Origin of the sequence: Marinitoga sp. 1138 (assembly GCF_013363265.1) — a bacterium.
Lineage (GTDB): Bacteria > Thermotogota > Thermotogae > Petrotogales > Petrotogaceae > Marinitoga > Marinitoga piezophila.
In genome coordinates, this window is sequence record NZ_LBFA01000006.1 from 231988 (window position 1) to 244578 (window position 12591).

At 25.6% G+C, this 12591-nt stretch carries 13 protein-coding genes and 1 tRNA gene; 6 read left to right on the top strand and 8 right to left on the bottom strand.

Features of this window, described 5'->3' with window-relative positions; genetic code table 11:
* Position 1 precedes the first annotated feature (1 nt).
* A complete protein-coding gene (locus tag XO11_RS03005) occupies positions 2-739 on the top strand; it encodes a PfkB family carbohydrate kinase (RefSeq protein ID WP_075780356.1) in 738 nt (245 codons plus the stop codon).
* Between the two features lie 49 nt (positions 740-788).
* Here the strand turns inward: XO11_RS03005 and XO11_RS03010 are convergent, their stop codons facing one another.
* On the bottom strand, positions 789-1157 hold the full coding sequence (locus XO11_RS03010; RefSeq protein WP_254873291.1) for a hypothetical protein: 369 nt from the start codon (positions 1155-1157) through the stop codon (positions 789-791).
* Between the two features lie 474 nt (positions 1158-1631).
* On the opposite strand from XO11_RS03010, the gene XO11_RS03015 reads away from it, so the two are divergent.
* The 4 genes from XO11_RS03015 to XO11_RS03030 all read left to right on the top strand — a co-directional run bounded on the left by XO11_RS03015 (position 1632) and on the right by XO11_RS03030 (position 5939).
* Positions 1632-3581 (top strand): ABC transporter ATP-binding protein, encoded by a 1950-nt coding sequence (locus XO11_RS03015; RefSeq protein ID WP_175418149.1) that lies wholly within the window; start codon positions 1632-1634, stop codon positions 3579-3581.
* 35 nt (positions 3582-3616) lie between these two features.
* Positions 3617-4576: an ATP-binding cassette domain-containing protein gene (locus tag XO11_RS03020; protein ID WP_014296105.1), complete on the top strand. Its 960-nt coding sequence runs from the start codon at positions 3617-3619 to the stop codon at positions 4574-4576.
* Positions 4554-4850 carry a hypothetical protein gene (locus XO11_RS03025; protein WP_148265133.1) on the top strand — a complete coding sequence of 99 codons (297 nt, stop codon included), beginning with the start codon at positions 4554-4556 and terminating at the stop codon, positions 4848-4850. Before XO11_RS03020 ends, XO11_RS03025 begins: the two co-directional genes overlap by 23 nt.
* A gap of 282 nt (positions 4851-5132) precedes the next feature.
* Positions 5133-5939, top strand: a complete 807-nt coding sequence (locus XO11_RS03030) for an ABC transporter permease (protein WP_075780360.1) — start codon at positions 5133-5135, stop codon at positions 5937-5939.
* 128 nt (positions 5940-6067) lie between these two features.
* On the opposite strand, the gene XO11_RS03035 is transcribed toward XO11_RS03030, so the two are convergent.
* The 7 genes from XO11_RS03035 to XO11_RS03065 form a co-directional block, all read right to left on the bottom strand.
* Positions 6068-6748: a YjjG family noncanonical pyrimidine nucleotidase gene (locus tag XO11_RS03035; RefSeq protein ID WP_014296108.1), complete on the bottom strand. Its 681-nt coding sequence runs from the start codon at positions 6746-6748 to the stop codon at positions 6068-6070.
* A gap of 1 nt (position 6749) precedes the next feature.
* Entirely contained in the window at positions 6750-7346 is a 597-nt protein-coding gene (locus XO11_RS03040) for a class I SAM-dependent methyltransferase (protein WP_014296109.1), read from the bottom strand.
* Between the two features lie 18 nt (positions 7347-7364).
* Positions 7365-8495: a 1-deoxy-D-xylulose-5-phosphate reductoisomerase gene (gene dxr, locus XO11_RS03045; RefSeq protein WP_368494255.1), complete on the bottom strand. Its 1131-nt coding sequence runs from the start codon at positions 8493-8495 to the stop codon at positions 7365-7367.
* A gap of 37 nt (positions 8496-8532) precedes the next feature.
* A complete protein-coding gene (locus tag XO11_RS03050) occupies positions 8533-9303 on the bottom strand; it encodes a DUF3919 family protein (protein WP_014296111.1) in 771 nt (256 codons plus the stop codon).
* Positions 9296-10591, bottom strand: coding sequence for a cell wall metabolism sensor histidine kinase WalK (locus XO11_RS03055; protein ID WP_217671806.1), 1296 nt, complete (start codon positions 10589-10591; stop codon positions 9296-9298). Before XO11_RS03055 ends, XO11_RS03050 begins: the two co-directional genes overlap by 8 nt.
* 118 nt (positions 10592-10709) lie before the next feature.
* The gene (locus XO11_RS03060; RefSeq protein ID WP_175418152.1) at positions 10710-11402 is read right to left on the bottom strand and encodes a response regulator transcription factor; all 693 of its coding nucleotides are present in this window, start codon (positions 11400-11402) and stop codon (positions 10710-10712) included.
* A 64-nt stretch (positions 11403-11466) separates the two neighbouring features.
* Positions 11467-12357: an HD-GYP domain-containing protein gene (locus tag XO11_RS03065; RefSeq protein ID WP_014296114.1), complete on the bottom strand. Its 891-nt coding sequence runs from the start codon at positions 12355-12357 to the stop codon at positions 11467-11469.
* A 121-nt stretch (positions 12358-12478) separates the two neighbouring features.
* Between XO11_RS03065 and XO11_RS03070 the strand changes: the two genes are divergently transcribed.
* Positions 12479-12553: transfer RNA gene (locus XO11_RS03070), tRNA-Thr, on the top strand.
* Positions 12554-12591: the final 38 nt, after the last annotated feature.

The following is a 12591-nucleotide window of genomic DNA, read 5'->3' on the forward strand; positions in this document are numbered from 1 at the left end:
TATGAAAATAGATGTATATGGCGCTATATTTTATGACATTTATATTTACGGAGAAGAACCACATAAAAGTGAGATTTTAGAATTTCCTGGAGGTTCCGGTTTTAATATTGCCTATACTTTATATAAATTAGGAAATGAGGTTTATTTCAATGGAGTTATAGGAAATGACTTTAAGGGAAACTTTTTAAAAGAAAAAACACCTTTTAAGAATATAAAGGAAATTAAAAATCAGGAAACAGCTGTTTTCATTTCCAAAAACGATATTCCACTGGCAGTAAAAAGAAAAATAAATGATATTGAATTTTCTGATTTTGAAAAACATGGCGAAGTTGCTGTAATAACAAGTGAAATATCTATAAAAAATATTGAAAAAATATTAGCTTTAAACTATGATTATATATTTATAGATATAGGACCAAGACCTTTTTTAATTAATGATATTTCCTTTTCTGAAAATGTCTTTATTTTAGGAAATGAAAATGAAGCTAAATTATTTAATAAAAAAATTGATATTATAAAAGCAGGAATACGCGGCGTTTATTATAATAATAAATTATATCCTTCAAATGGTAAAAAGGCAAAATACACCACCGGACTTGGAGATATTTTTGATGCTTTTTTTATCGATAATTATATTAAAAATTTCGATATTGAAAACTCTGTATATAATGCTATAACCGCTGTTGAAAAAGTACTTGATATACCTACTCCATATCAAAAAATTGAATCCTGCACATAGAAGTGCAGGATTCTTCAATCTGATAACCCTTCCAGAAATTCTGGAAGGTCTATTTTAAAAACCTCTCAATAATATTATCAAGTAAAATTCTTTCATCATCTTCAAAAAAATAATATCCTAAAGCAACACGCTTATAACCTAAACCATATTTAAGGGCAAAATCGCGAACCTTCCCTTTTGGATAAGGAGTAATTGGCCATTTAATATCGTATCGAACGCAATTTTTTAAAAACATATCAAAAACTTTCATTTCCTCATCGCTGAGCTTAAAATAATTAAAAACAAATTCCTTAAAGTTCTTTGGTTTCTTAAAAAGCTCAGTGATGAGTTTTTTTCTTGCTAAATAAAATGGTGAAATATTATATTCCGCATCTTCAACATCTTCAGAATTCAATAATTTCCTTTCAGTTTTCTTCAAATACTCTTTTAATCTCCAACTTACAAAAAGTTAAAACTATTTTTACTAATCTTTTTTGAAAGTAAGAAACTTTAAAATTAACATTCTCTTGTAACATAATAAAAAATTAAGAAAAAGACAAAATAATGAATATAAAAGTATTTTAAAAAACGAAATAAAATCCCGGATTTTTCGATGTTACATGAGTTAATTAAAATGTAATAAAAATCAACTTCTGAAATACTGATAAAAAGCGGATTTTTATTTTTGAAAAAACACTTGCAAGTCATGTTAGAAATGGTAAAATTCAAAATAAGAGGTGAAATTTAAATTATCTAAATAAATTTCATTAAATAAATGCTTTATATTTCTTTAAATATATAAATCGGCCTGACCTCTAAAAAATGGAAGAGAAATAAAAAAATTACAAAAATTTAAATATTAACTGACAAATACACGTTTTTGTTTTTTATATTCTCTTGAAAGGAGTTGAATATGAAAAAGATAAAAAATATTATAAATTTCATATATTCAAGATTAGGAAATAAAATAAAAAGGAACGTATTTTTAATAATAATAGTCTCACTAATTGCAAATATTCTTGCCATTATTTTGCCATTGTTCCAAAAAAATATAATAGACGCTATTGTTAAGAGTAATTTAGAAAATGGATTAATATTTATTTTTCTTATATCAGGATTAACCATTTCGTTGATATATATAATTGAATCATTATTATTAGAAAAACTATTTAGAAATTTGAAGGGACGCGTACAATATGAATTATTGACTTCCATAACAAGACAAAATAATAAAATTATTGACCAAAGAGGACCTGGCGCATATATGACAGGTCTTTTTGGTAATTCAGAACAGATATCTATGCTATTAAAAAAGAATTATTTTTCTATGATTATAGGTATTATAGTAAGTTTATTTGCATTGATAATTTCGGCAAAATGGACATTAACTTTTCCACTATTAATTGTAGGTTCTTATATATTGATTTTTTCAATAATAAAGATAACAAACAAAATTCATATAAGTAATTTCAATAAAGCAAGAGAATTGGTATTTGAAACAAATCCAAAAGTACTGGAATTTATTGAAAACAAAAGGAGTATAAGCGGATATGGAAATATATTAAAGCTTGAAAATAGGATATATAAATTATTTGAAGAAAGAGATAATTATTTTAAAAAAGCATCATATGCATCAATATTTGGTAATTCATCAATAGTAGCAATAAAAAATATAGTATTGACAATATTTTTTATACTTTCAATGTTTCAAATACAGAAAGGAAATCTTGAATTATCAGCATTTATAGCAATATTATCATATTTCCCTATAGTGTTTAAACCCATAGATTCAATTCAGGAAATATATTCCAATATAAATAAATTCGAAATGTTTTACAAACGTATAGAAGACAATCTTTTAAAGAAACCTAAATTGGATTTACCTGAGAACAATAAAATAAAAATAAGCAATTGTTCATTTTCATATTCTAATACAGAAATAATAGAAAATCTTAATTTAGAGATAAATAAAAAAATAGGGCTTGTTGGATTATCAGGAGAGGGAAAGAGCACAATATTAAAAATGATTTTTGGAGAAATTTCACCGCTTAGAGGATATGTGGAATTTGGAAATAAAGATGTAAGAAATATACATAAACCTTTTGTTTATTCCAGTATAAGATATTATTCACAGGAAATGGAAATATTCGATGAAGATTTAAATTTTAATGTAACCCTTGGAAAAATTGGACTATCTAAAAATGAATATATGGAAAAATTAAAAAATTATGAAGCACAATTATTTAAACTTATAAAAAAAATAAAGACAATGAAAGAGCCTTTAAATTTAAAAAATCTTGATTATGAATATATAAATATGATATATGAAATCTTTAATATTAATGATTGTTATGTAGAGAAAGAAAATCTTCTATATGAAATAATTGAAAAAATAAAAGATAACAAAATTAATGTCTCATTTGTGGCTGAAATATTATTCTCGCGTGATTACTACATACTGGAAAAATATGAAAATATAATAAAAGAATTGGAACTTGAGAAATTGGGAAATAGAAAATTAGGGCAAAGAGGTAAAAAAATATCCGGTGGTGAAAAAAATAGAGTATGTATGGCAAGATTTTTGTTGCCAGAACATAATGGGCCATTTATAATAGATGAACCATTTACAAGTCTTGATGCGATATCTGAAGAAAAAAATCTCAAAATATTAAAAGAATATATAAAAAACAAAAATGGAATAATAATATCGCATAAGATAAATATTATAAAAGAATTAGCAGATGAGATAATAGTTATAGATAAAGGAAAAATAATTGAAAAAGGAACACACAATGAATTAATTCAAAATCAAAAGCTTTATAGCAAAATACATAAAAACTTTGTGAAAATGAAAAATGTATAATTAATATATGGTATTAATAAACAGGAGTGAAAAAAATGATAAAATTTGAAAATGTTGTAAAAGAATATAAGTTAAAAAAAGATAAGGCGGTAACAGCACTTAAAGGAATTTCATTTGAAATAGAAAAGGGAGATATCTGTTTTTATCTCGGGCCAAATGGAGCTGGGAAATCAACAACAATAAAATTATTGCTTGGAATATTAAAACCAGATGATGGAAAAATATTAATAAACAATAATGAATTAAAGAAAAAATATAAAAAAGAATATTTGAAAAGAATCGGAATAAGTATAGGTAACAAGTCCCATTTAATATGGGACATTCCAGTTATAGAATCGCTTAAATTGGTGGGGAAATTATATAAAGTCCCTGAAAAAGTATCAGATGAACGGATAAAATATATGGCCGAAAAGTTAAATATCACACATGTACTGAATAAACCTGCAAAGTTTTTATCTCTTGGTGAGAGAGTAAAATCTGATATGATATGTGCTTTAATTCATGAACCTGAAATTGTATATCTTGATGAGCCAACAATAGGGGTTGATATATTATCAAAAGAGATAATATTCGAATTTATAAAGGAACATAATGAGAAAAATAAAACCACATTCTTTATAACCACGCATGATATAAGCTGGGTGGAAAAGGTAAATACAAAATTAATTTTAATAGATAAAGGAAAGAAAATATATTCAGGTGAGGTTGAAAAATTAAAACAAAATTATAAAATACCGGAATCATTTATGATTGAATTTGATAAGAAGATTGATATAAATAACTTTTTAGATTTTAAAGATAAATTCCTTGAGTTTAAAACAAGCGATAATAAAATATCTTTTGTATCAAATAATCATAATGTCCATATTGAATTTATAAATTATTGCTTTAAGAATTATAATGTGGTGAGAATAAATGAAATGACAAATAAAAAACTTGAAGATATAATAATTTCAATCACAAAAAAGGAAAGTGAAAAATATGGCCAATTTTAATTATTATTTTGAAAATTTCAAAATAGAATTAAAGCGATATTTTTTATATACACAGGAATATATAATGATGCTGATAATGAATGTAACAATGGTCTTTATTCAGTACGCTTTGTTTTCCAATCTTTTTTATGCTAAAAAACAAGTAATAAACGGATTTACAAAAGAAAATCTTTTACAATACTTTATTATAAATTTTCTGATTTCACAATTGACCTTTACAGAAGTACATGCCTCAATTAAAAATGATTATTATAATGGAAAAATGGTATTATAAGTTTTTCAAATACTTATGGCCTTATGGTAAAGCATATATATACAATGATATATTCAATATTCTCCGGTTTTTTAATACCGTTAAATTTCTTTCCTTTATGGTTGCAAAAAATAGCCAGTATTTTACCATTTAGATATATGGCATATGAACCAATAATACTTTTTATATCTTTTAATAAAAATATATTTTTCAGGATTATAGGAATTCAAATATTCTGGATAGTAATCTTATATATTATTGTAAAGTGGATACATAATCATATAGGAGAGAGGTTGTATATAAATGGATAGCGAAATAAGATATTATACAACAATATTTATGGAATATATAAAAATAAAATTTAGGAAGTTAAAAAGAGCTAAAAATATGGTATATATATCTTCCCTGCAAACGCTTGTATTTCAATTAATGAATTTAATTTTGATATTTACTGTATATAAAAACGATATAATCATTAATGGCTGGAGTCAGTATGAATTATTGTTTTTGTTTTCTTATACCAGTATAATACTGGATATATATTATATATTCAGCGGTGGATTATTCACATTGCCATATATGTATATTCATCGCGGAAAATTTGATAAATTACTTGCATATCCATTTAATACATTAAGCCTTTTAATATTTGAAAATATATCTCTCTATAGATTAATTCCATTAATTTTCAATATAGCGCTTACAATAATATTTGGGATAATGATACATGTAAAATTAAATATATTATCTTTATTTTTAATGTTTTGGAATATAATAACAGGATTTTTAATACTTTTTGGATTGACAATAATTCTAACTTCATTTAGTTTTGTGATGAAAACAAGGCAATCACCAGCATCATTTTTAACGCTTATAACAGGATTTGCAAAGTATCCATTAAGCTTTTTTGATAAGTTCATTCAGATATTGCTAACCTATTTTATTCCATATGCTTATATATCCTATTTACCAATTTCTTTCATACTGAATAAAAATGTGAAAATAAATTATTTATGTATTTCAACACTACTGGCTATAATTTTATTTTTAACAGGAATAATATTATTTCAAATCTTTACTGAAAAATACAGGTCAGTAGGTTCAAACTAGTGTCTCAGCATAGTTCTATACATTATTGATGCAGGTGTGTCAAATATTAAAAAAATAAATCCTGATGAAATTTGCGAGAGTGTTGGATATTATTATAAAAAATCCTGCACTTCTATGTGCAGGATTTTTTATAATAACTCCCTTAATATTTCTTCATAATTTCTTACTCTTTTGCATTGTAAATCCTGATGAATATCTTCTGGATCATATAGTATAAAATCCATTCCGGCGTTTTTGGCTCCCAGATAATCAGAATCAGGATTATCACCAATATATATTGATTTTTCAATTGGAACACCAGAAATTTCTGCAGCTTTATAAAAAATAATGGGGTCAGGTTTTGGTTTTCCAGCTTTTTCAGAAGTTAAGACAAATTCAAAAAAACGATCTAATTTTAAAATTTTGCTTCTTCCCTGTTGAACCTTTTCAACACCATTTGTAATTGCTGCCATTCTTTGTCCCATTTCTCTTAACTTAAATAGAAATTCCTCAGCTCCATCAAAGAAAAAACCGGCTTTTGAAAGGTTTTCAAGATATAAATTAGAAATTTTTTGAAAATCCACATCTTTATTTATGCCCGCTTCTTTAAAAAATTCTTTAAATCTTTCTACTATAATCACTTCTTTAGGATATTTCCCTTCAGAAAATAATTTCCACCATTTTTCATTTATAGGTACATATATTTCTATAAATTCTTCTTTAGGTTCAACATTTAAAGATTTTAACACTTCAAATAATGCGTATCTTTCAGATTTTGGAAAATCCAATAACGTATGATCTAAATCAAAATATACTATTTCATATTTCATTTTAAAACTCCTTCCTTACAATAAAATAATAAAAAGAACCTTTAAGATATCCATATTCCTTTATTTGAAATTCAGCATGCTTAATATAGTCAAGAGGTTTTCTAACCATCGAAGAACCTGCAAGCGGATAGGTAATAAGCGTTGTAAGATATAACATAAAATCCTTTAAAATATTTCCTGTTAATCCATGTTCAACAAATATCCCGGTTCCACCGTTTTTCAAAACTCGTTTAACCTCCAACATAGAATTAAATGGATTTTTTACCGAACAAAATACGTCTATAGATAATATAGTATCAAATGTCTCATCTTCAAAAGGCATATTTTCAACAGATGTGTTTATAAATTTCAGATCCAGATCTTTTCTATCTAAAGACTTTTGTTTTGCAATTTCCAGCATTTTAACACTTTTATCTATTAAAACAACTTTTGAATTTTCAGGATAATATTTTATATTATTCCCGGTTCCAACTGCAAGATCGAGTGTATATCCTTTTATCATCGGTACAAATCTTTGTCTGAACATATCCAATGTATTTCTTTCAAGGCTTCTTAAAAATGTATCATAATGTTTTGAAATAAAATCATATCGGGTCATTTAAATCCCCTCCACAAATTAAGAAAATATTTTTTCAGCGTATATCCTAACTTCTCTATCAAGATTAATAATATCCTCAAAGTCATTTAAAACTATATTTTGCTTTTCAAAATAATCAACACTGTTCTTTACAATTTTATAGATGTCTGTATATTTAATCTTTCTTTCGAGAAATAATTTAACTGCAATTTCATCGGCTGCATTAAAAGTTATCTGAAGCTTTTGATTCCCTAAAATTTCAAAAGCAAGTTTTAATGCCGGATATCTATTATAATCCACCTTTTCAAACTTTACAGGTTCTAAGGTTATATCTGGCAATTTATATTCAAATATTCTTTTTGGATATGTAATTGAATATGCAATAGGTATTTTCATATCTGGAATACCGTAATGAAATTTCATAACCCCATCTTTATATGCAATTATGCTATGAATGTGACTATTTCTATTTATTACAACATCTATATTCTTTATTCCAAAAAGATAATATGCTTCTATTACTTCTAATCCCTTATTAACCATTGTTGCTGAATCAATTGTAATCCTTTTCCCCATTGACCATACAGGATGATTTAACACATCTTCAACTGTTACGTTCTCTAATTCTTCCAGTGGAACATCCCTTAATGCACCACCTGATGCTGTTATTATTAATTTATATGGAATATCATCACCGTTTTTTAATTGAAAAAGCGCGCTATGTTCACTGTCAACAGGTATTATTTCAGTATTATGCTCTTTTGCATAATTTAAGAGCATATTTCCACCACATACTATTGATTCTTTATTTGCAAGGCCTATTCTTTTTGAAACTTCAATTGCTTTTAATGTATGGCGTATCCCGGCTGCACCACCAGTTGCAACAAGAGTAAAATCAGGTTTTGAATTTTTAAGCATTTTCAATGTTGCTCCACTGCCAGAAAATATTTTTGTATTGTTTATTTTTTCAGGTAATTCTTTATTTTCTATTGCTGCATATCCAGGATTCCATTTTTTTATAATTTCTATTAATTTTTTATCGTTTGAACCTGCACTTACTCCAACAATTTCAAAATCAAACCCTTTATTTTTAAGAAATTCCAAAACTTCAAGCGTTTGAGTGCCAATAGAACCAGTAACTCCTGTTATAGCTATTTTCAAGACTATCACCTCTAATTATTTCTTTTTAACATTTTATTATATCATACTATTCTTTACTCCCAAATTCCAATACCTTTAATATGTTTCCTTTTCTGAGATACAAAAATTTGTCCATATAATATACAGCAAAAGTCTCTGCATCAAATATTTCAAAGGTTATAACATCTATATTGTCAAAAATAACTTTTACTTTATATATGGAATTTTTTTTATTTTGAAGAATTTTCCCTATCTTTTCTGAAGAATATATTTGAAGCGATGTATTTATTGTATTATATATTTCCATTATTAGCTTCTCATCATTTATTAAAGCACCATTTAATTTATCAAAAAAAATTATTTTAGCCCTATTGTCAAAAAGTAATTTTGAAATATTTGAAATGTTGAATAATTTTTCTTTCAATATCTCCTTAAAGAATTCTATATCTTCATCTGAACCATATATATATTTTCCAATTTTAAGGTCTTTATTAACCAAAAAATCTTTTTTTGAACCATCGAGAAAAAAGATACTTCCAATTATTGTCAAATTAGGATTATTAGAACTTTCTATATATTTATATACAGGAAGTTCTGAAATTCTTCGCCATACATTTAAAATAATCTCCGGCTCTGTAATCTCACATTGAGGCAAATAATCAATCTTAAACGTTATTTTTATTGGTGTTGAAGACATATATTTTTTTAATACTTCATTTGAATCATTTATAAAATAAACTTTATCAAATACTCTATTTAATGAAATAACTCCCCAAAAACCTATAAAAATCGTTATAAATAAAAATATTATTATATATTTTTTTATGGTTTTATTCATTATCTTTGCACCTCTTTTTATCAAGCGGAAACTTTAATACTATTTTTGTTCCGGTATTCAAAGACTCCATTTGAATTTCACCATTATGCTTTGCCATAATCTCTTTTGAAATTGTCAGTCCGAGACCAAAGCTGTTTTTCCCTTTTGACGAAATAAATGGCTGAAAAATTTCTTTTTTTATTTTTTCATCGATACCAATTCCATTATCTGATATTACCAGACAATAATAATTTAACTCTTTATAAGATGAGATAAATATTTCTGTACATTTACTATGTTTAATTGAATTATCCAGAATATTTAATAAAACCTCTTTTATCTTGAGATAATCTATACATAATAATTCTTCTTCAAAATTTTTTATTATTTTAATACCAAACTTTTTAAATCTTGGATTCAATAAAGAGATAACATCATTTATAAGTTCCTCGATTCTTATAAATGAAAATTCAAAATCAAATGAATTTTTGTTTATTTTAGAAAGATATAATACTTCTTCTACCATATCTAAAAGTCTATGTCCTTCTGAAAGGATATAATCTAAGGATTTATTTATATCTTCTTTGTTTTTTAATCTTTTTACTAATTCAGCATGTCCTAATATAGAGGTTATGGGTGTTTTTAATTCATGAGTTACGTTATCTATAAACATTTTTTGTTTTTCTTTTTCTTCTTTCAAAGAATATATATATTTTTCAAGGTTTTCTGCCATTTTATTAAATGAATTAACAAGTGAATTTATTTCATCATTGCTTTTTATATATATTCTTGAGTCAAAATTACCATTTGCTATTTTTTCTGTTTCTAACTTTAATTTTTTTATTGGCCTTACTATACTGTTAGAAAAATAATAATTCAATAATATAACAAAAATTATAGCTATGAAATCAAGAAATATAAGCTTTCTAGCTATAGAATTTATTATTCTAAATTCATTATTCATTGGATATATAAATCTGATAACCCCTATTACCTCATTTTTAAATAATATGGGTGAGGAAAAGAAAAGAATTTTTTCTTTTCCATATTTTTTTATTATATAATTTTTCATATTATTTGATGCATAATGTATATCCTGATAAACAAAATACTTTTTATTTGAAAAAGCAGTATCAAATAACAGTCTTTTTTTGTTATTATACAATTGAACCCGAAGATTGTATTTATTAGAGATATAATCGGCAAGAAATGGCGAGAGTTCTTCAAGTTGAAAATATACATCTTCAAAACTGAAATTTTTTAATGTATCCATTATATATATCTGTGATTCCTGACTATTTTTTATCATTTTTTTTATTACATTATCCAGAATGTTATTCTGAAAAATATTCAGAATAACAAAAAATATAATTAATAATATGGTAAATGTGAGAGAAATATTCAAAAATAATATCTCATTTCTAATGCTATTCTTCATTTGAAATTTCAAATTTATAACCAACTCCATATAAAGATTTTATTAAATATCCACATTTGCCTATCTTCTTTCTTATTCTTTGAACAGTCATATCTACAGCTCTTGTGTCTATAGATGAATCAAACCCCCAGATTTTTTCCAATATAGCATTTCTTGATAAAACTTTGTTTGTATTTTTTACAAGCAAATAGAATAATTCAAATTCTTTCTTTGTAAAATATATTTCCTTTGAATCTATTAATACCTTTCTTTCATCAGGATAAATTAAAATTTTATTCCTCACATTAAGAGCTGTTTTATCATCATTAGAAAATCTTGATTTTTTTATTCTTTTTAATATATTTCTTATTCTTAATATCAATTCTTTGCTGTCAAATGGTTTTGTAATATAATCATCCGCCCCTAATTCCAGACCTAATAATTTATCATTTTGATTATTTTTAGCAGTTAAAATAATAATTGGAATATTATAATCCATATTTTGCAACTCTTTTAAAACCTCAAATCCATCAATATCAGGAAGCATTAAATCCAATATAACAAGATCTGGCATTTCGCTTTTAAACAAATTTATCCCATCTTCTCCTCTTTCTGAGGAAATAACTTCAAAATCTTCTAAAATAAGATTCATTTTAATAAGATCAAGAATGCTTTTTTCATCTTCAATTATAAGTATTTTCATTATATCCCCCCATTTTTTAACAAAAATATCCCCCATCTTTTTGAAAATGGGGGATATTTAATACTTAAATAAATTTTTCTGTCTTAAGAAAATCTTTCATAAAATCTATAAATGATTGTCCAAGATTTGGATCAAACTTCTTTCCAAGATTAAACTCAATATAATTTAAAGCTTCTTCCGGAGATAAAATTCCAAAATGTTCAGAAGTTGCTGTGTGAGTGGCCCAATCAAACCAATCAACAATTCCTATTAAACGTGCATGATATGGAATTTCTTCACCTTTTAGGTGATCTGGAAATCCTGTTCCATTCCAGAACTCATGGTGAGATCTTACTACATCCATGGCATACCAGAGTTCTTTTCTATTTCCTAAAAATACAGAACCTGCTACTGTATGTTCTAAATCCCATTGTTCTAAATCAAAAACCCTTGTTTTTGAAAATAGCATTAATTGTTCAATACCAATTCTTCCTACATCGTGTAACATAGCTACATCATATATTAATTCAATTTCTTCAGGATCTTTTTTCATATATTCCGCCCATTTTTTTGAATAAAATGCTACACGTTGTGTATGACTCATACTTGTCTTTTTATCTTCAACTTCAAGAAGTACTATTAAATTTTTTATAAACTCTGCAACCTCTTTTCTTTTTTCTTCAAGCAAATATAAAAGTTCAAATGGAGCTTCCTCAAATGAATCAGATAACATACTCAATAAGAGAAGTTGAAATGCCTTTTCAGAATTTGGAATTGATTTCGGAAACCTTTCATCATTAATTAACTGTATTTCTTTATCTTTTATCAAAATGTAGGGCATCTCACATTCCATCTGCTTATCGGAAATTCTTATAACCGTATTTTTAGGGGTATCTACATATTCAAATAAAAATTTATTTAAAACCTTTCTACTTAATCCTGTAGGATCGTAGATTTTATGTTTTTCGAATCCCATCTTCATGCCTCCATTCAAAAAAAATGTTATTTCTATATAATTATACCATATTTATGTTTTTTAAGCATAAATACTTGACAAAATCATCTTTAAAATATATAATTATTTCGTCAATATTCTTGCCGGTGTAGCTCAACGGTAGAGCGGCTCATTCGTAATGAGTAGGTTGGGGGTTCGATTCCCTTCACCGGCTCCAGAATCTCCTGTATTAAAACAGGAGATTTTTTTGTTTTT

What these genes read in the sequence shown, in the direction of transcription:
- XO11_RS03005 (WP_075780356.1), top strand. Translation starts at nt 2, where the DNA reads ATGAAAATAGATGTATATGGCGCTATATTTTATGACATTTATATTTAC.
- XO11_RS03015 (WP_175418149.1), top strand. Translation starts at nt 1,632, where the DNA reads ATGAAAAAGATAAAAAATATTATAAATTTCATATATTCAAGATTAGGA.
- XO11_RS03020 (WP_014296105.1), top strand. Translation starts at nt 3,617, where the DNA reads ATGATAAAATTTGAAAATGTTGTAAAAGAATATAAGTTAAAAAAAGAT.
- XO11_RS03030 (WP_075780360.1), top strand. Translation starts at nt 5,133, where the DNA reads ATGGATAGCGAAATAAGATATTATACAACAATATTTATGGAATATATA.
- XO11_RS03035 (WP_014296108.1), bottom strand. Translation starts at nt 6,748, where the DNA reads ATGAAATATGAAATAGTATATTTTGATTTAGATCATACGTTATTGGAT.
- XO11_RS03040 (WP_014296109.1), bottom strand. Translation starts at nt 7,346, where the DNA reads ATGACCCGATATGATTTTATTTCAAAACATTATGATACATTTTTAAGA.
- XO11_RS03050 (WP_014296111.1), bottom strand. Translation starts at nt 9,303, where the DNA reads ATGAATAAAACCATAAAAAAATATATAATAATATTTTTATTTATAACG.
- XO11_RS03055 (WP_217671806.1), bottom strand. Translation starts at nt 10,591, where the DNA reads ATGATAAAAAATAGTCAGGAATCACAGATATATATAATGGATACATTA.
- XO11_RS03060 (WP_175418152.1), bottom strand. Translation starts at nt 11,402, where the DNA reads ATGAAAATACTTATAATTGAAGATGAAAAAAGCATTCTTGATCTTATT.
- XO11_RS03065 (WP_014296114.1), bottom strand. Translation starts at nt 12,357, where the DNA reads ATGGGATTCGAAAAACATAAAATCTACGATCCTACAGGATTAAGTAGA.